This window comes from Bacillus thuringiensis, assembly GCF_001182785.1.
Taxonomy (GTDB): Bacteria; Bacillota; Bacilli; order Bacillales; family Bacillaceae_G; genus Bacillus_A; species Bacillus_A thuringiensis_S.
Map to the genome: position 1 here is coordinate 2,732,078 of NZ_CP012099.1, position 19,043 is coordinate 2,751,120.

The following is a 19,043-nucleotide window of genomic DNA, read 5'->3' on the forward strand; positions in this document are numbered from 1 at the left end:
TACTTGTCCTTGCTGTTTATGTGTACTCAATAAAATTAAGCTTGGAATGCTTCTGTTAATACTGGTACGATTTGTTTTTTACGAGATACAACACCTTTTAATGTAGCTGTGTTGTTTTCTAGTGATACGTTGTATGCTTTCTCAACTACGTTTGCTGCTTTACCGATCGCAAGACCGACAGAATCGTTAGTTAAGATATCAGTTACAACGAATAAGAATAGGTCTAAACCTTTTTCTTCTACTACTGCAGAGATTACTTTTTCAAGTTCCGCTTGGTGTACAAGAACGTCGTTTGTATCAACAGCGTTTACTTGTGCGATTTCAACTTTCGCATTACCCATTTGGAATTCTTTAGCGTCAAGAGAGATTAATTGCTCCATTGTTTTTCCGCTTAAGTCAGCACCAGCTTTTAACATTTCTAAGCCGTAGCTATCAGCATCTACACTAGCGATTTCCGCTAATTCACGAGCAGCTGCTACGTCTTGTTCTGTGCAAGTTGGAGATTTGAATAGTAAAGAATCTGAAATAATTGCAGATAACATTAAACCTGCAACTTCTTTACGAATTGTAACGCCATTTTCTTTGTACATTTTGTTTAAGATTGTAGCTGTACATCCCACTGGCTCACAACGATAGTATATAGGATCGCTTGTTTCAAAGTTAGCAATACGGTGATGGTCAATAACTTCTAACACACGAACTGATTCGATATCGTTAGCACTTTGTTGACGCTCGTTATGGTCAACTAAAATAACGTTGTCCACTTCGCTTGCTACTGTCTCAACAAAACGCGGTCCTTCTACTTTAAAATAGTCTAACGCAAATTGAGTTTCACCGCTGATTTCGCCTAAACGTACAGGCTCAGCATTCATTCCTAATTCTTTTTTCAATTCTGCATAAGCAATTGCAGAACAAATTGCATCTGTATCTGGGTTTTTATGCCCGAAAACTAGTACTTTTTCCATGTTTTCCACCTCTTCATGAAAAGGATATCTTAAAGAAGCAAATATGACAATATTTAAAGCATATTTTTTTATAAATAATTGCACTTTCTTCTATATTTTTCATCATTTTCATAAAAAAAATCATCTAAAATGAATTAGATGATCGAAATATATGTTTCAATTAAAATAGTGTAGGAGTTTGCACTACATTGTTAAAAGCGAAATTTGAAGCTAAGCCATTATTCACAAGGTTTACATCTATAACTTGATAAAACGCATTTCCAGTGTCTGCAATTTCCCAAACAGCTAAAATAAGATGGTATCCACTACGGTCAGTTGGTACATTTGCTTCGTGCGTTACTGTTGTCCCCGGTCTAGCTCCACCGTCATTTTCCACATAGAATGGCACTAAATCTAAATCTGATCGCGTTAAAGGTTTATTTGGATTCCAACCTTTTTTCGTAATATAATATTTCCACTCTTTCGTACTATGAGGAGCCGTTAGTTTCCACTTGAATGTATTCGTCCCGCCATTTAACGTAACTTTCTTCCACCTATCTACAGTTTGAACATCTAAAGCGGGAAAGTGACCAGCCCCTGCAATTTGTCCATCAGAAGGTCCTAGTTGCGGAAATCCACCTATCCCTTCTACACTTTGTGGTTCATATTGAATTGGTCCACAATTTACATTTACCTCTTGCTTACATAAATAAGATCGGCTCGCTGGTGATTCTACATATCCATGAGCTGAAGCCTTTTCTGAAAATCCAAATGTTAATAATCCCGTAAGTAATACGCCACCACTTAAAATAACTTTCTTCATCTTTTGTAAACTATTCTTTTTCATTCTTTCATCCCCTTCCGATAATAAAGCGAAAATAACTATAGTTGGCTAGTCATCTTCTCTACATTTATTATAAGACGAGAATCATTACTAAAAGAACCCTCTAAAAACTTTCTCAAATTCATTTAGTGCGTTAAATGGATTATATCAATAAATTTATTTAACACCGCCAGAAAAATATAGACGGTGTTAAAATAGTTTCTTATTATTCAGTATGATAACCTTTTAATCACAATTTATATGCATTTATAATAAAGAACCGTAGCATCTAACTTTCCATTCGGAGAAATTGCATACCCTGGTATTGTTCCAACTTCTTGGTAGTCTAGTGATTTGTACAATTTATTGGAAGGATCTCCTTCTCTAGTATCTAATACTAAAAGAGACCTGTTTTCTTCCTTCGCTCGTTCCTCTGCTTTTTGCATAAGCAATCGTCCAATACCGTTACATCTAAAGTTTGGATGAGTCATTAATTTGCAAATCTCGGCTCTATGAATTCCGTTTGGCTTTGTAACTAATTGTAATTGAATACTCCCTGCTACTTCGTTGTTTATTTTAGCCACATACAATATCACTTCTGGCGCTAATACTGTTTGCCAATACTTTGTTGCGTCTTTTTGTTCCAGTGGAGGCAAAAAACCAATTGATGCCCCATCATTTACAACCGTTTTCAAAAGTTTCGAAAGTTCTTCCATATCATTTTCTAGTTGCTTAATTTCTTCAATTACTAAATTTCGCATTACTTTTCCCCCTTTTGTTTCATTGTAACAATTTTTAAAGAAGGAATAATGAAATAATAAGATGAATTTATTTAGGATATGATTTTTTTAGTGAAAGGATAACTATATGAAATATATATTAGATAGAACATATGCAAAAGAATTACTCGAATGGGCATATGAACAAAACCCCGGCCCTTGGTTTGGACATTCAATACATGTTGCTCATGCAACTGAAAACATAATTATAGAGCTTATCAAAAAAGGGTATGACCTAGACGCTGACATAGCATATAACGCTGCCCTTTTGCATGATATCGGGAGATACAAAGGTTTTACCAAATCGGTCATTCATTCCTATGATGGTTATATGTATATGAATGATTTAGGATATACAGGAAACGCCATTATTTGTGTGACACACTCATTTCCCTGTAAAAATGAACATATAGATATCGCAGCGGAATGGAATCTCGTTCCTGACCATATGAAAAGCCGCTTAGTTGCAATATTGAATGAACATAGTAACTACGACTTATATAATAAAGTAATTACTCTTTGTGACGCTCTTGCTGACGCAGATGGCTTTACTACGCTGGAAAGAAGATTAATTTCAGTTGGTTTGCGTCATGGTACAACATCTCATACATCTTTACATTGGAAAGGTTTTTATGCAATTAAGCAAGAATTAGAAGTTTTAATCGGTAAGAGTATATACACAGTTCTTCCTGATGTAGAAACATCTATTTATAAAGATATGAAATATTAAAGTGAATACAAACTGAAAACGATAAAATTTGTATGTGTGTTTCTAAAAGACTCTTTCAAAAGTGGAGGGATTTCTTATTAGTAAAATAGGATTTGACTTGATAAACCTTGAGGCGAATTTTGATTTTGGATATGAAGATATAAAAGAGATTTCTATGAGATGTAAATTTTCTAACTGTTCACATACAAACGAACCATACTGCGCGGTTAAAAGAGCTATCTCTGACAGAGCTCTTTCTGAAGAAGTAGTAAACAGTTACTATAGAGATTTTCATGAAGCACATTATGTTTCTAAACAGAAAAACAAAACAAAAGCTATTGATTATATGAAACAATTGAAGCTTTTTACAAAACCTTAAAATTAAATAAATAGTTGTTATTTCTCATTCTTACTAAATTTGAAATTCTTCCTTTATTGTATAACCATAAATTGAACCCATCCTAGATAATTTTTATACTCAAATTTAATTTCACATAAAAAACGTTTTAAACATAAAGTTTAAAACGTTTTTCTATTCAATGCTTTTGATTTTTCAGTTCTGTTAAACATTCTTGTACTAAAGTTACCGCTTGACTCATCGCAGCTCCGCCAGCAAATGCTGCTGAAACACCACATGCTTCCAGAATCTCTTTATCCGAACATCCTTGATCAAGACAACCTTTTGTATGATAAATTGTACAATACTCATCTTGCGTTGCTAAACTAATTCCTAATGCAATAAGTTGTTTTTCTCTTTTTGTTAAAGTACCCTCTTGAAAACAAGCTTGCGTGAACGCATTATATGTCTCAGCGATTTCAGGAATTTGATTTGTAAAACTACCTATACCTTCTTTATAATGGTGTAGAATATCATTTATCGAACTATGTTGCTCATGTTCCATCTTATTCCCTCCAGTCATTTTATCCATACCTATTGTAGTATGTGATGAAATGAAGGCAATATACCCCTTTAAAATTAAGAATTTTCAGTTAATTTAGGTTATAATTTTAAATTATCATCTACTATAACTTTTTCTCTAGAACTTTTCCTTTCAACCTCTTTACTTCTTTCTTCCCAAAATGTTAATCCTTCAATCCCTACATTTTTAGGATCAAATACTGGATCTTTCCCTTCTTTTTTCTGCGTTTCATAGTCTTTTAACACTTTTAATGCGATTTTACTTAATAATAGAATCGCGATTAAGTTTAACCATGCCATACTACCAATTCCTAAATCTCCAAGATTCCATAAAAGCGACGCTGATTCAACACTACCGATGTAAACCATAATTAAAAATCCAAATTTTAAAACTGGTTTTAACCAGCCATACTTCAATTGACGATCTAAATAAGTAAGTGTTGTTTCAGCGATATAGTAGTAAGCGAGTAACGTTGTAAATGCAAAAAAGAAAATCGCAATTGAAATAAATATTGGACCAAACCCTGTCATCACAGTTTCAACTGCTTGTTGCGTATAAATTGGACCTGCTTCCACATTTCCTATGTTTTTTACAATAGCGCTTTTCCCTTCAGGTATAACATTATACATACCTGTAATTAATATCATAAGAGCTGTCGCTGTACATACGACAATTGTATCGATATATACGGAAAACGCTTGAACTAATCCTTGTTTTGCAGGATGCGATACTTCAGCAGCCGCCGAACTATACGTCGCTTCTCCGACACCAGCAACGTTTGAAAATACAGCGCGTTTGACGCCCCATGCAATAGCTGCACCAACAATTCCACCAAACATTTCATTTACACCAAATGCGCTAGAGAAAATTAAAGCAAACATACTTGGAATATCCGATACATTCGCAATTAATATGATACATGTAACAATTACATAGCCAATTGCCATAAATGGAACAAGCATTTGAGAAACGCCAGCAATTCTCTTTACACCACCAAAAATAATTGCTGCTAGTAACACGACTAAAAATATACCAGTTATATATTTGTTAATACCATTAGAGTTTTCAAATCCAACTGCGATACTACTAGATTGAATACCTGGTAATAACACGCCATATGAAAGTGTTACAACTACCGCTACAATGACTGCAAACCATTTCATTTTTAAACCTTTCTCAATGAAATATGGAGTACCGCCGCGATATTCATTCCCTACTTTACTTTTGTATACTTGAGATAATGTTGATTCAACAAACGCGCTCGCTGCCCCTAACAAAGCCATTACCCACATCCAAAATACAGCTCCAGGCCCGCCGAAAGCGATTGCTGTCGCTACCCCTGCGATATTACCAATTCCAACTCTTCCTGATAAGGCTAAACAAAATGCCTGAAAAGATGATATTCCCGTCTCTGAACTCTTTCCTTCAAATAATAGTTTAATCATCTCTTTAAAATAACGAATTTGCAAAAAGCGTGTTGCAATCGTGAAATATACGCCTGCCCCTAATGCAAAAACAACTAAACCGATACTCCACACTTGCCCTACTAACCATTCTACTAAATTCTCCATCCAAATCCCCCTTATCATTCTTTTGAAAAACAATTTTGTATATAAGAAAACGGACAACTATTATCAAACTTTCTAGTTGTCCGCATCTTTCATTATTTCATCCCTCAATTTTTGTCAGTAAAACGCCCTATTACTTTATATTTACCCAAACACTTTTCACTTCTGTATAATTGTCAAGCGCATATGAACCTAATTCGCGGCCAATACCAGATTGTTTGTATCCACCAAATGGTGCAGCTGCATTTTCTAAGTTATAATCATTAATCCACACTGTTCCTGCTTTTAATTTATTTGCCACTTGATGACCCGTTTTGATATTTTGCGTCCATACACCCGCAGCAAGACCATAGGATGAGTTGTTCGCTCGTTCAATTACTTCTTCTGTCGAATCAAATGGAAGTACAACAACAACTGGTCCAAATATTTCTTCCTTAACGATTGTCATATCGTCTGTAACGTCTGTGAATACAGTTGGCTTAACGAAATAACCTTTTTCAAGCGCACGTTCGCCACCAGCCGCAACTGTAGCACCTTCTTTCTTCCCTTGCTCAATGTAATTTAACACACGCTCTTGTTGTTTCTTAGATACGAGTGGACCCATCTCCGTTCCTTTCTCCATACCTGCTCCAAGTTTTACGTTGTTCGCCATTTTCACAAGTGCATCTACTACAGTTTCATAATGTTTACGATGAACAAATACACGTGATCCTGCGCTACAATTTTGACCGTGATTATACATAATACCTTGGAATGCACCACTAATTGCTTCTTCCAAGTCCGCATCTTCTAAAATGATATTTGGTGATTTGCCGCCAAGCTCTAACGTTACATGCTTAATCATTTCTGCAGACTGACGCATAATATACTTTCCTGTAACAGTAGATCCTGTAAAAGCAACTTTATCAATGTCATGATGATTTACAATTGCCGCTCCTGCTTCAGGACCAAAGCCTGGTACAAAGTTTACAACACCGTTTGGAAATCCAGCCTCTTTAAAGAGTTTTGCTGTATATAGTAAGGATAAAGGTGTTTGCTCTGCTGGTTTTAATACGATCGTACAACCTGTCGCCAGTGCAGCTCCCATTTTCCAAGAAGACATAACGAGCGGAAAGTTCCACGGAATAATCTGACCTACAACACCTACAGGTTCATGTCTCGTATAGTTTAAGTAATCTTTTGAAATCGGGATTGTTTGCCCAATAATTTTTGTAGCCCATCCTGCGTAATAACGATAATTTTCTACAGTCGCTGAAATATCATCCTCAAGTGCTACTTGATACGGCTTCCCATTATCTAAAGCTTCTAATTGCGCTAACTCTTCTCTATGTTCTTCAATTAAATCTGCTAATTTATAAATAAGATGCGCTCTTTCAGCAGTAGTCATTTCTGCCCACGGACCAGATTCAAATGCAGATCTTGCTGCTTTTACTGCAGCATCAATATCCTCTTCTTGCGCTTCACATACGACTGCTAGAACATCTTCTGTTGCTGGATTGTACGTTTCAAACGTCTTTCCGCCAATAGCAGAAACAAATTCGCCATTAATAAACATTTTAATTTCTTCATTTAAAAACGCTTCCACTTTTGGTTTCAGCTCAATATTTGTCTTTAACATTATGTTCTCCTCCTTATTTAAACAGCTGCATGAGCTGCAATATTTGATAAAATCGTTTGAAGCTTTTGATCTTCGTTAACAGTTAATCCTAGTCTTGGATAGCGAGAAGGTCCTCCCGCTTGCCCATGTAATTCCATGGAACGTTTAACGATTTGAACATATTTCCCTGACCCTTCAAGAAACTCGCAAAGTGGTAAAATAGCATCGTTTATTTCCCATGCTTTTTCTAATTCACCATTTTGAAAATGCTCATACATTTTTGTAACGAGACCGGGAACGATATTTCCTGCTACTGAAACCCATCCCGAAGCACCAACTAAATATGATTCCATAACTAAATCTTCAGAACCACAGAAGACTTGGAAAGCCCCTTCACTTTGTCTTACTAAATCTCTCGCTTTTCGAATATCTCCGCTAGATTCTTTAATATGTGTAACATTTTCACACTCTTTTCCAATACGGAGCATTAGCTCTGTACTCATATCAACACCAGAAGTAAATGGATTATTGTATAACATAATTGGTATATTTACAGAGTTTGAGATTTCTTTAAAATGAAAATAAATCTCCTCTTCCTTCGGTTTACAATAGTAAGAGTTTATAATTAATGCACAATCCGCTCCGTGTGCTTCTGCATGTTTCGTATATTCAATTGTTTCTTTCGTCGTCTCTGCTGCAGTTCCAACAATGACTGGAATACGGCCATCAATTTCTTTCAACACGGTTTCTACCATTTTAAATCGTTCTTCTTTTGATAAACTTACAAACTCTCCTGTACTTCCATTAATGATGACACCTGCAACCTTTTGTTCGATAAAGTAATTTACATTTTGTTTTACCCCATCCCAATTAATTTCCTGAAATTCATCCATCGGTGTTATTAATACTGGAAATGCCCCTTTAATTTTTTGCATATTTATCTCTCCCTATCACATTTTATTTTAATAAGAAACCTGCCGGAAACGGATCCGTAGGGTCTAATAGAAACGTCTGCATCCCTGTAATAAATCCTCTACTTTCAAAACGGAAAATGTATCCTAGTTCCTCCTTCTTCACTTTTTCCACAGTTATAAAACTATTAAATATACTTTCATTTTTAAAAGGTTGATCCGCCATATAATCATTTTTAAATAATGCATGAACATAGGAAACAATAGTAGAAACAAACCCCGGTGAACGAACAATAAAATTATTTTCATGAAATGTAATCGATTTTATATGGTTTTCCTCTTTATTCAAGGAATCTATTAATATAAGTCTTTTTATAAGTAGTTCCTTTTTTATAGCTTGAAGCGTAGCTTCTCCCCATTTTTTTAATTCAGAAATATTTTCCATACAGATTTCTGGTGAATACGCATCCTTTTCTACTACTGCATATACTTTATCTGCCTGTATGAGAGAGTAAGTGATATTACCACTCTTTAAATTTTCCTCAATCATATAGCATAGTTTGCTTTCAAACGAAACAGATATAACTTCATCATTCTCTACATACGCATGAACTAAAAATATTCCAGATAACGTTTCAATTTTATATTGATTGGACTCTCTCTTTTTTAAATACCCACTTTCGAGTAACATCGTTATTACCGCAACAATGCCCCCATAATGAAGCGGAATCGAACCTTCATGATTAAAAAATAATACAGCTGCATCTACTTCATTATGGATAGCTGGAACGACAATACACCCATTCAAACCAATAAAACCACGTGGTTCATTTAATAAAAGCTGCATCTCTTCTGCTAATTCACCTGAAAATTGTTCATTTAATTGCTCCAAACTGTAGTAGTATTTGCATGGTACGTCCTTCATTACACGAAATGCCTCGCCATTTACATGTACGTCTACTGCTGTATACATTTTTTGAATGTTCATTTTATATCCTCCGTTTCATGTTCCATCGGCGGAATTAGCAAAAATCCTTCTTTGAGTGGATCCATTTCATTGTAAAAAAATTTATGCATACCCATAAGCCAAGCTGATCCCGTAATTTTCGTTATGACAGCTTCAATATTTTCAACATGTGTCGTATTCATGACATATCCTTTAAATAAAGAACCAACGATACTCTCATGAATGAACTCTTCACCAATTTTGATTTCTTTCTGAGCGTATAATACAGCTAGCTTCGCAGATGTTCCTGTACCGCATGGGGATCGATCTATTCCGCCTGGTGGTACAACAACTGTATTTTTCACATGCGCACATTCATGAGTAGCATCTGTATAAAATTCAACATGTGTTAATCCTCTTATAAACGAATACTCTGGATGAGTAATTTCAAACTTCTCATTAATTGTGTTTCTTATATGAATCGCCTTATCGATGATTGTAGATGCATTTTCTGGTACTAATTCTAGACCTACTGACTTCGCATCAATAATGGCATAAAAATTCCCTCCATACGCAATATCAGCCTCTACAGTTCCAATGTCTTTGACGTGTACAGTAATATTTTTCAATAAAAAAGCTGGTATGTTACAGAAAGATACCTCTTTTGCTTTTCCATCTTGAACAGCAATATCTACTTCCACTAAGCCAGCCGGGGTATCTAGTTTTAAAGAAGTAATCGGTTCAACTACTGGAATTAAACCTGATTCAACTAACGCTGTACATACACCGATTGTATCGTGACCGCACATCGGTAAGTATCCACCTGTCTCTATGTATATAACACCTATATCAGCCTCAGGATGACACGGGTCTGTTAATAATGCCCCTGACATTACATCATGACCACGCGGTTCATTCATTAACAATTTTCGAATCCAATCATATTCCTTTTTCATATGTAACATCTTCTCTGCCATCGTCTCTCCAATCAACTTTGGAAGTCCGCTAATTAATGTCCTCGTTGGATTCCCGCCCGTATGTGTATCAATAGTCGTAAAGACTCTTTGTGACCTCATCCGTTTAACACCCTTTCTGTAAAACGACTCAAACGAAGTGGTTCAATAGGAATAATTGTCTCTTTTTCATTTAATAACTCTTCAATTACTTTCCCAGTAACTGCTGCAAGACTAATCCCATCACCTTCATGTCCTGCGGCAATGAAATAATTCGGAATATGTTCCACTCGTGAAATAATCGGCAAATGATCTTCTGTCCACGGACGTAAACCAGCGTAAGAACGTATTACCATCATATCTGCCATTTTCGGATAAAAGCGAATTGCTCTATTTGCGATACATTTAATGACTTCATTGTTTATCCTCGTATGAAACCCTACAAATTCACGGCTACTTCCAATTAAGAAATTTTGACTTTCAGTAGGCTCAAATACGAGCGCAACCCCGTATTTTTCAGTTAAAGCATCTACTTTTCGTTTTCCGCCAAATTTAGAAATTAAATAACCGAATTCCATTACTTTACGGCACCCTACGTGTTGTTGCCTTGAAGCTACAATAATATGCCCTTTTCTCGGTTCAATTGGTATATTTATATCCAACATCTGTCCAATCTTAGTAGCCCATACACCGGCTGCATTTACAACTTGTTTTGCTGTAAAAGTACCATTTGTAGTTTCTACAACAAATGAACCATTCGTCTCTATTTTCATACTCTTTACTTCGGTCTGCTTAAAGGCTTTTGCGCCAAACTTTTGTGCCTCTGACAGAAGCGAGAAAGCAAGGAGATATGGATTCACAGTTGAATCCGTCGCACATTCTAAACCTCCTAATAAATCATCAGCAAAAAAAGGCGACTCTTCTCTTATATCTTGCCTATCAAGCATTCGAAACGGTAATCCAGCTTCTTTTTGCCGATTTACCCATTGCTGCGCAGCTTCCATCTCTTCGTCTGACTCACATACGAGAATACTTCCTGGTGCCCTATATTCAAATGAATGCTCTAATTTTTCACTTAAATCAGTTACTAATTTTTGACTTACTAAAGACATTTGACTATCAAATCCCGGATCTTTATCAATGGCCAAAATATTCCCATCACACCGTGAAGACGTCCCGCTGACAAATTCTCCTTTTTCAATGATTGTTACGTCTCTTCCGTATTTTGAAGTGTAATAAGCGATAGAACACCCTATTATTCCACCACCTATAATTAAAACGTCGCAGTGCCTCACAATATACTCCTCCTTTCCCTAAACCTCTCACTTTCTTTTATGCAATTGACGTGCCAATTCTTCATATATACAATTTCCATAAACAATATTTTTATTTGTAAAAATAATTCAAATTTATAGTAAATAGGTGTATTATTTTTTTATCACTGTCAAAATTTTTATACATAACGGGAGGGCATTATGGCATTTTCATTTCCGACTATACAAGAGTTTTTGGAACGTGTTTTAATCGATCATACATGTAGCCTTAATCACATTAAGCAAGTAAACGAAAAGTTTTATTATCTCCCTTCTACTACAGAAGAATATAATTGCACCATTATTTATGTAGATGACTCATTCACTGCATTAATTGACGCTTTTTCTTATGAATTAGCTGTTATCATCCTTAACGAAAACGATGAGCCGATATGCTGTATAACTTCTCAGCAAATGATTCCATTTCTTTATAAGTCCTACAATGAACTACAGGCATTTTATGACACCGTAATAGAAACAACTGACTCTTCTGTTACAGTCATTGATAGTAAAGAATGCGTTCGAACTTGGACAGATGGTGCTGAAAAAATATTTTCAGTCAACCATAATGAAATTATTGGGCAACCGATTACTCGTTTTTTTGATTATAAAGACTTGGAAATTTTACAATCTTTACATGATGGAAAAAGCATAGTCGCTCAGTTCCATCAGCCTCGTCCCGATTTATTCGTATTAATTAATTCAAATCCAGTTTATTGTAATGATGAAATTATAGGAGCAGTCGTTTCAGAAACAGATGTTACAAATCAAGTCGCTTTAAATGAAAAACTATTTAATATGTCACATGAAATGCACCGTTTAGAACAAGAAGTGGCAAAGTATAAAGATGAATCCGATCCATTTCTTGCGATGAATGGAAAAAGTCCTGTTATACAAAGAACAATACAATTAGCTAGAAAAGTTTGTTCGGTGAAATCAACTGTTTTAATACTTGGGGAAAGCGGAGTTGGAAAAGAAGTATTTGCGAAAGCAATTCATGAAGCAAGTGAAGCAGTGAAGGCGCCTTTCATTTCGATTAACTGCGGGGCAATTCCAGAAGCGTTATTTGAAAGTGAATTATTCGGTTACGAGCGTGGGGCGTTTTCTGGAGCTAATAGTAAAGGGAAAAAAGGTAAAATTGAACTCGCACAAGGCGGTACTTTATTCCTCGATGAGATTGGCGAAATGCCGCTCGATATGCAAGTAAAACTGTTACGTGTACTACAAGAACGAAAGTATTACCGAGTTGGCGGAGAAAAAGAAATTAATATTGATTTTCGCATTATCGCTGCTACAAATCGGGATTTACAAGAAGAAATGAGAAAAGGAACTTTCCGAGAAGATTTATATTATCGTTTAAATGTAGTTAGCCTGCATATTCCACCGCTGCGTGAAAGACGAGAGGATATTATCGAACTCACATACTCATTCTTAAACGATTTTTCAATTAACTATAACAGACCAATTCGTGATTTACCTTCAAGCATTATGCATGAACTGCTTCATTACAATTGGCCAGGTAATATTCGCGAACTTCGAAACGTTGTTGAACGACTTGTGGTATTTGCGACAGACGGAATTATAAAACAAGAATATTTACCATTTCATACAACCGAAAATTTAGACAATCATACAGCTCATTCCCTATTACTCAGCAACAATAATACAATCCTTTCTTTACAAGAAGAGATGGATGAGCATGAGAAAAAAGTTATTGAAAGGGCTTTACGAATTTTAAATGGCAATAAATTAGAATGTGCAAAACAACTTGGCGTAACAAGGGCTACTTTATATAACCGTTTAAAAAAACTTGGACTTCAATAAAGAAGCAGTATGCACCGATTAGGCGTTTACAGGTAGCTCTCTCCCTCCTCTATATTGGCATGATTTTTGCATATATAATTTGTGCAAACCGAACTAGAGGAGGAATACATATGACAAATAAAAACAACTTAATCGTTTGTCGTTGTGAAGAGGTTACATACGGACAACTTCAATCGACAATTGCTGAATATAACTGCTCGGCAAGAGAATTAAAACTAAGAACACGTGCTGGCATGGGATTTTGCGGCGGTCGTACATGCAGAATAATGATAGATCGAATGATTGAAAATGCGAAGCCTGGCGTAACTCTTAATGAACTACCGTTAAAATATCAACCACCAATACGTGCAGTTACTTTTGGATCGGTAGGTGAAAGTAAATGAGTAGAATTACACATCACCCTATTTTAGGTACTTTACAAAGTAGTGAGCGTATTACTTTTCAATTTAACGGTCATCAATACGAAGCATATGAACATGAAACGATAGCTGCTGCCCTGTTAGCAAATGAAATACGGACATTAAGAGTTCATGAAGATAGCGGGACACCGCGAGGTATTTATTGTAATATCGGGCACTGTTCCGAATGCCGCGTGACAGTAAACAATCAAACAAATGTACGCGCATGCTTAACTGTTGTAGAAGAAAACATGGTTGTTGAAAGCGGGAAACAGCATCCGAATATCGTGAGAGAGATGGTGAAAAAACGATGAGTGATGTAATTATTATCGGTGCAGGGCCAGCGGGATTATCTGCTTCTATCTCTTGTGCTCGTTTCGGACTAAAAGTGCTCGTTATTGATGAATTTATGAAGCCGGGCGGGAGATTGTTAGGACAGTTGCATCAAGAGCCTACTGGAGAATGGTGGAACGGAATAGAAGAATCGAAGCGACTTCATGAAGAAGCAGAATCACTTTCAGTACATATCAGGTGCGGTGTGTCGGTCTATAATTTAGATAAAGATGAAAACAATTGGTTTGTACATACTAATATCGGTACGTTAGAAGCGCCATTCGTACTACTTGCTACTGGTGCTGCGGAATATTCTATTCCCCTTCCAGGCTGGACACTTCCAGGAGTGATGTCAATTGGAGCAGCTCAAGTTATGACAAATGTTCATCGCGTGCAAGTTGGAAAAAAAGGAATCATTATTGGTGCTAACATTTTGTCTTTCGCCATTTTAAGTGAATTGCAATTAGCGGGAATTAAAGTAGATCATATTGTACTCCCTGAAAAAAGCGAGTTAAGTCAAAAAGCTGGTGAACCTGAAGAAGTTTTAAACTCTCTTTTAAATGCAGCACAACTCGCTCCTTCTGCTATTTTACGAATAGGTAGCCACTTTATGAAATATGATTGGATTCGAAAAGCTGGATTAACATTCTATCCAAACAGCGGAATGAAAATAAACGGAACGCCACTTCACCTTCGGAAAGCAGCTCTTGAAATTATCGGAACAGATCAAGTTGAAGGTGTACGTATTGCTAATATTGACTCTAAAGGAAATGTTATTAATGGATCAGAGAAAATATATGAAGCAGATTTTGTTTGTATTGCCGGGGGATTATATCCACTTGCCGAACTTGCAGCTGTAGCTGGTTGTCCCTTCCATTACATTTCAGAATTAGGCGGACATGTTCCTCTCCATTCCGAAACAATGGAAACCCCTCTTCCTGGTTTATTTGTAGCTGGCAATATTACAGGCATTGAAAGCGGAAAAATTGCGATGGCGCAAGGAACAGTTGCAGGTCTATCAATTGCTAAATACGCAGGTGAAAAACATGATATAGTCGACCAACAATTATATCACGCCATTCAAAACGTTCACTCTGTTCGTCAAAAAGCTGCAATTCAGTTTAATCCGATGGTAGATATCGGTAGACGAAAGATGAATGAAATTTGGCGTGATTATTCTTCTACATATGCACATACTAAAAAGAGCTGCTGAGATTATTCTCAACAGCTCTTTTCTCTACTCATCCGAGTTATTAAATTTCGCTAATGCGTAAATACCTTCTTCATCATCTAATTCAAGTTGTAATCTCGCTGCGAATGAATTGACATTATATTCTCTGTCAAGCAATAAGCGTAATGCTTCGATTAAGTTTGCTTGAATTAAAATTTGCTGGCGACCATTTACCTCTACTTCCGCAGAGAAACCGTAGTCATCGTCATACATGAGTTCAACTAACACTTCTTCTGGACCCACTTGTCTTTTTTCAGCTATATATACGCAAAGCGCATTTATTAATTCTTGTTCAGAAATTTTTATTGTTTCCATGCTACTTCATCTGCCTTCTTCTTACGTTGGTCTTTGAAGTATTTAAATGCACGAACTGCTAACATTACGATACCAGCCATTACTAACATATTTACCATAAACGCTAATACAGAACCAAGAGCTCCCATATTTGCAAATAAGCTACCCATTAGTAAACCACCAAGACCACCTAGTAATAAACCTTTCATAAAGCTTCCTTTATTACTTTTTGGTGCTGTGTTTGTTGCTTTCGTTTTTGAATCTGGAGTCGTTTTTTGAGAATTTACATTTGAGTCTTTTTTGTTTAAATCAACTTTTGACTTTTGACCTGAACTTGGTGTAAATGATTTTTTACCAGATTTGTAACTTTTCGCTGCTGCATGATCTACGAACATAAAGCTGCTAGCCCCAAAGATAACCATGAATGCTGTCATTACTGCTACAAGTTTTTTCAACATATTATATCCATTCTCCTTTTATATAGATATATGTGAAATCTATCTTTCTAGTAAATTCAGAATGATAGATTTGTTTTTAAGAACATTTTAAAGGTTCTTATGAACTTATTATATGAACTTTTGTCGAAATATGCAAGTATTATTTACTTTCAACAGTTTGGTGACAAAGGAAAAATTAAGCAAAACAGAATTGACTTTAAATGAAACAAAACATATTATAAGTTCATAAGAACTTTTTATTATTTTGGAGGTGAAAAGATGGAAACATTTCATCTCACACGAAACGAAATGGCTACCCTTCTTCTATCACTAAGAGGATGGAATACGAAAAAGCCTCTCGGTATTTTACAAGAAGCTTGGGCAAAGTCACATAAAAAAGATATTGAAAGCGGACAAAGCGTTACAGCTTTTATTACTACCGCACTTTCACCTATTTTTGAAAAGCTGATTAAAATTGACGATACTGATGTCGGTTTTTCTTTAAATGAAATAGTTGCGCTTGGCAATCAGATTGAAAACACAAGTTTCTCTGTAACTGCTATGCAAAACTGGGTGAAACGAGATATAAAAGAAATGATTGGCTCTCCTCAAAAAGGGAAAAAATATTCGATTGAACAAGCAGCCTTACTGTTCATTGTCGAAGATTTAAAAACAGCACTTGATTTTGAATCAATTCGTAAGCTATTACGCCTTATCGTTAATGACCCAGCCGATCGAAGTGATGATTTAATCAATCCTGTTCATTTATATGTAGCATACTCTTCTCTATTTGAAGAACTCAATCAAGGGAATTGCTTACAACTAAATGCAACAGATACAGTTCATACAATTGAAAACATCGTAAAAGAAAAAGCTGATAAAATCGCAAGCAAGTTCGATCAAATTAATAACGAACAACGCGAAGCAATTCGTAACGCTATTATTATTGCGACCCTTTCTGTACATACCGCTTATGTACAAATGTTAGCAAAACGTTACGTAACAGCAACGTTATTTTTACAGAACTTAGATGTGAAGCCTTAAAAAATAGGAGCAGAAATGCTTCTATTTTTTTATAACGGAAACAAGCAAGCATCTGTTCCAAATATACAACAAATGCTTGCTTGATTTATTTAAATTTAAGTTTCATTTCATATAAAGCCGTAGTATTACGCATATCTACAAGTAGTGTCATTTAAGGTTCCATATATCCCTCTAACCCTCATTACATTCAGAATTAACTTTTTTTACCGTGCTATTTTCTCATTCTTAATTCTATGCATATCATACACTTTCACTTCATTCTCTATATATGATTTTACTTTTTTAAATTCAGCTTTCTCATAACAACGAATTGCCCTTTTGTTATCTTCCCTTACCTGTAATACAACTGCTTGTATATCGGAATCTAAAAACGATTTACTTATGAAATACTTTGTAATTTCTGTTCCAAGTCCTTTTGAATATAAATTCGAAACGCCAATAAGAATAGAGTATTCCATCACATAGGTATCATCATATTTCGTCTTTTTTAATCCGACTCTTCCTATTACTTCATCTCCCACTATTATTACATGATAACTTGCATAAGACCGCGCTAATTTTTTAGTCCAATACTCCCGAAGTTCTTCTATTGTATATCGCTTAAATGGTTTCACATCTGCTATGTTATGTAATTCTTCGTCGTTATATCATTCTAATATAATTGGTAAATCATCCAATTCTAGAAGACGTTCTTCCCAGTTCACATTTCCACCCCATCTATTTTATGTTTTCAAACCAATTTAAAAAGAATATGCATATTCTTTTTTAGGTAATCTCACTATCTGTTGAATAAAAGGGGATTTTTCTACAATATCCTCTAACTGCCCCTCACTATAAACGTAAATACCACCTACATATGAACTGTACGCCTTTTTCTCAGTTATTATCGCTAAATTGTTATTTTCCTTTTTAAAATCACCCTCCACTCCTTTTTGAAATGATAAACTTTTAGTTGGTGAAACATAAAGTTGAATTAAAGATACTATTTCAACATCATCTGATTTTGCAAAGCACTGTATTTCATTTAAAATTATTTCATCTTGTAACGGAAGAAAGTCTTCTACTTCTAACTTCTCTCCTTTATGAAAAAAGTTTTGAAGTTCAGGAGTATAGAACGAAAGATTTTTCTCCTCTATCATTTTAAAAATTGTTTGCAGCAATATGTCTTTTCCTATCACAAACGGGTGGCCAAATCCATTATTGTAAAGCCCCTCTTTCATTTTCATTAATTGTTCGATGAAGGGGATTCCCGATTCTTCAATAACAAGTTTACCGTCAATTAAACGCATGTTAGCAATCAATTCTTCTATCTGTAAACCTTCTAATTCAAGCGATGAGTAATATAAATCTCTATTCCAAAAATCTAATTGATCCATTCCTAATGAATTAAATAAGAGCTCATCTATAATCGGAAAAACTCCATCTTCTGTTAAAACTTTCGTTACATCACCTATTAATCCAGTTGTTTGATTTAAAATCGTACGTATTTCTTCGTCCTCTTGAATGATTCGTACCGTCCACTCACCATGATCTTCACCCGATATTTGCTGAAAACAATGTGAATATGGCCCATGTCCAACATCGTGTAAAAGGGCTACAGTAGATACTAGCTTTCGTTCATATTTCGATAAATGTATGTCACCAATCTCAGTAAGATGTTCTATCACTTTATTTACTAGCACATATACACCTATCGAATGTTCTTCCCTCGTATGTATTGCGTTCTCATGTAAAAGATAAGTATGTCCTTGTTGTTTAATATTCGCCAACCTTTGAAATGCTTTTGTATCTATCAATCGAAGGATATCTCTATCACGAATAAAGATTGGTCCATAAATCGGATCTGTAATATACATACGTTCTCCTCCTATTTTTGTAAATGAAAGACCTATGCCATTATACTTAATTTTCAGTCTATTATCATTGATATATGAGAAATTTTTAATAATCTTTTCATTAACCCTTCATGAAAACGCGGCTTATATCCTTTACTATAATACTTATGAGAGACATAAAAGA

General features: G+C 35.4%; 20 protein-coding genes and 1 pseudogene. 7 read left to right on the forward strand and 14 right to left on the reverse strand.

What is annotated here, in order from left to right; translation table 11 throughout:
- Positions 1-35: 35 nt before the first annotated feature.
- The 3 genes from ppaC to AC241_RS14155 form a co-directional block, all read right to left on the reverse strand.
- Positions 36-965, reverse strand: coding sequence for a manganese-dependent inorganic pyrophosphatase (ppaC, locus tag AC241_RS14145; protein WP_029442553.1), 930 nt, complete (start codon positions 963-965; stop codon positions 36-38).
- Between the two features lie 160 nt (positions 966-1,125).
- Positions 1,126-1,791 (reverse strand): lytic polysaccharide monooxygenase, encoded by a 666-nt coding sequence (locus AC241_RS14150; RefSeq protein ID WP_050843948.1) that lies wholly within the window; start codon positions 1,789-1,791, stop codon positions 1,126-1,128.
- A 233-nt stretch (positions 1,792-2,024) separates the two neighbouring features.
- On the reverse strand, positions 2,025-2,528 hold the full coding sequence (locus tag AC241_RS14155) for a GNAT family N-acetyltransferase (protein ID WP_029442555.1): 504 nt from the start codon (positions 2,526-2,528) through the stop codon (positions 2,025-2,027).
- A 106-nt stretch (positions 2,529-2,634) separates the two neighbouring features.
- Here AC241_RS14155 and AC241_RS14160 point away from each other — a divergent pair, with 106 nt between their 5' ends.
- Positions 2,635-3,276 (forward strand): HD domain-containing protein, encoded by a 642-nt coding sequence (locus tag AC241_RS14160; RefSeq protein ID WP_043935642.1) that lies wholly within the window; start codon positions 2,635-2,637, stop codon positions 3,274-3,276.
- A 61-nt stretch (positions 3,277-3,337) separates the two neighbouring features.
- On the forward strand, positions 3,338-3,634 hold the full coding sequence (locus tag AC241_RS14165) for a P-loop NTPase family protein (protein WP_224413438.1): 297 nt from the start codon (positions 3,338-3,340) through the stop codon (positions 3,632-3,634).
- A 157-nt stretch (positions 3,635-3,791) separates the two neighbouring features.
- Here the strand turns inward: AC241_RS14165 and AC241_RS14170 are convergent, their stop codons facing one another.
- From AC241_RS14170 to AC241_RS14200, 7 genes are all read right to left on the reverse strand, one after another.
- On the reverse strand, positions 3,792-4,184 hold the full coding sequence (locus AC241_RS14170) for a carboxymuconolactone decarboxylase family protein (RefSeq protein ID WP_172452194.1): 393 nt from the start codon (positions 4,182-4,184) through the stop codon (positions 3,792-3,794).
- A gap of 71 nt (positions 4,185-4,255) precedes the next feature.
- The gene (locus AC241_RS14175; protein ID WP_016081269.1) at positions 4,256-5,746 is read right to left on the reverse strand and encodes an alanine/glycine:cation symporter family protein; all 1,491 of its coding nucleotides are present in this window, start codon (positions 5,744-5,746) and stop codon (positions 4,256-4,258) included.
- 130 nt (positions 5,747-5,876) lie between these two features.
- Positions 5,877-7,361, reverse strand: a complete 1,485-nt coding sequence (locus AC241_RS14180; protein WP_000920977.1) for an aldehyde dehydrogenase family protein — start codon at positions 7,359-7,361, stop codon at positions 5,877-5,879.
- Between the two features lie 17 nt (positions 7,362-7,378).
- Positions 7,379-8,275, reverse strand: a complete 897-nt coding sequence (gene dapA / locus AC241_RS14185; protein WP_043935646.1) for a 4-hydroxy-tetrahydrodipicolinate synthase — start codon at positions 8,273-8,275, stop codon at positions 7,379-7,381.
- Positions 8,276-8,297: 22 nt separating this feature from the next.
- Complete coding sequence (locus tag AC241_RS14190) at positions 8,298-9,239, reverse strand: proline racemase family protein (RefSeq protein ID WP_050843950.1); 942 nt, start codon at positions 9,237-9,239, stop codon at positions 8,298-8,300.
- A complete protein-coding gene (locus AC241_RS14195; protein ID WP_016081265.1) occupies positions 9,236-10,273 on the reverse strand; it encodes a proline racemase family protein in 1,038 nt (345 codons plus the stop codon). The genes AC241_RS14190 and AC241_RS14195 overlap by 4 nt, the downstream gene beginning before the upstream one ends.
- Positions 10,270-11,445 (reverse strand): NAD(P)/FAD-dependent oxidoreductase, encoded by a 1,176-nt coding sequence (locus AC241_RS14200; protein ID WP_029442560.1) that lies wholly within the window; start codon positions 11,443-11,445, stop codon positions 10,270-10,272. The genes AC241_RS14195 and AC241_RS14200 overlap by 4 nt, the downstream gene beginning before the upstream one ends.
- Before the next feature lie 180 nt (positions 11,446-11,625).
- On the opposite strand from AC241_RS14200, the gene AC241_RS14205 reads away from it, so the two are divergent.
- The 4 genes from AC241_RS14205 to AC241_RS14220 all read left to right on the forward strand — a co-directional run bounded on the left by AC241_RS14205 (position 11,626) and on the right by AC241_RS14220 (position 15,231).
- Positions 11,626-13,287: a sigma-54 interaction domain-containing protein gene (locus tag AC241_RS14205; RefSeq protein WP_043935647.1), complete on the forward strand. Its 1,662-nt coding sequence runs from the start codon at positions 11,626-11,628 to the stop codon at positions 13,285-13,287.
- A gap of 110 nt (positions 13,288-13,397) precedes the next feature.
- Positions 13,398-13,670, forward strand: a complete 273-nt coding sequence (locus AC241_RS14210) for a (2Fe-2S)-binding protein (protein ID WP_043935649.1) — start codon at positions 13,398-13,400, stop codon at positions 13,668-13,670.
- Entirely contained in the window at positions 13,667-13,999 is a 333-nt protein-coding gene (locus tag AC241_RS14215; protein WP_000087063.1) for a (2Fe-2S)-binding protein, read from the forward strand. The genes AC241_RS14210 and AC241_RS14215 overlap by 4 nt, the downstream gene beginning before the upstream one ends.
- Complete coding sequence (locus AC241_RS14220; RefSeq protein WP_043935651.1) at positions 13,996-15,231, forward strand: NAD(P)/FAD-dependent oxidoreductase; 1,236 nt, start codon at positions 13,996-13,998, stop codon at positions 15,229-15,231. The genes AC241_RS14215 and AC241_RS14220 overlap by 4 nt, the downstream gene beginning before the upstream one ends.
- A gap of 24 nt (positions 15,232-15,255) precedes the next feature.
- Here the strand turns inward: AC241_RS14220 and AC241_RS14225 are convergent, their stop codons facing one another.
- Positions 15,256-15,564, reverse strand: a complete 309-nt coding sequence (locus AC241_RS14225) for a YxcD family protein (RefSeq protein ID WP_000447759.1) — start codon at positions 15,562-15,564, stop codon at positions 15,256-15,258.
- Positions 15,552-16,001 carry a hypothetical protein gene (locus AC241_RS14230; protein WP_000914478.1) on the reverse strand — a complete coding sequence of 150 codons (450 nt, stop codon included), beginning with the start codon at positions 15,999-16,001 and terminating at the stop codon, positions 15,552-15,554. Before AC241_RS14230 ends, AC241_RS14225 begins: the two co-directional genes overlap by 13 nt.
- A 258-nt stretch (positions 16,002-16,259) precedes the next feature.
- On the opposite strand from AC241_RS14230, the gene AC241_RS14235 reads away from it, so the two are divergent.
- Positions 16,260-17,024, forward strand: a complete 765-nt coding sequence (locus AC241_RS14235) for a DUF1836 domain-containing protein (RefSeq protein WP_000447231.1) — start codon at positions 16,260-16,262, stop codon at positions 17,022-17,024.
- A gap of 203 nt (positions 17,025-17,227) precedes the next feature.
- Here the strand turns inward: AC241_RS14235 and AC241_RS14240 are convergent.
- Both AC241_RS14240 and AC241_RS14245 read right to left on the reverse strand, forming a co-directional pair.
- A pseudogene (locus AC241_RS14240) lies at positions 17,228-17,728 on the reverse strand (GNAT family N-acetyltransferase).
- Positions 17,729-17,764: 36 nt separating this feature from the next.
- A complete protein-coding gene (locus AC241_RS14245; RefSeq protein ID WP_016081260.1) occupies positions 17,765-18,880 on the reverse strand; it encodes an HD domain-containing protein in 1,116 nt (371 codons plus the stop codon).
- Positions 18,881-19,043: the final 163 nt, after the last annotated feature.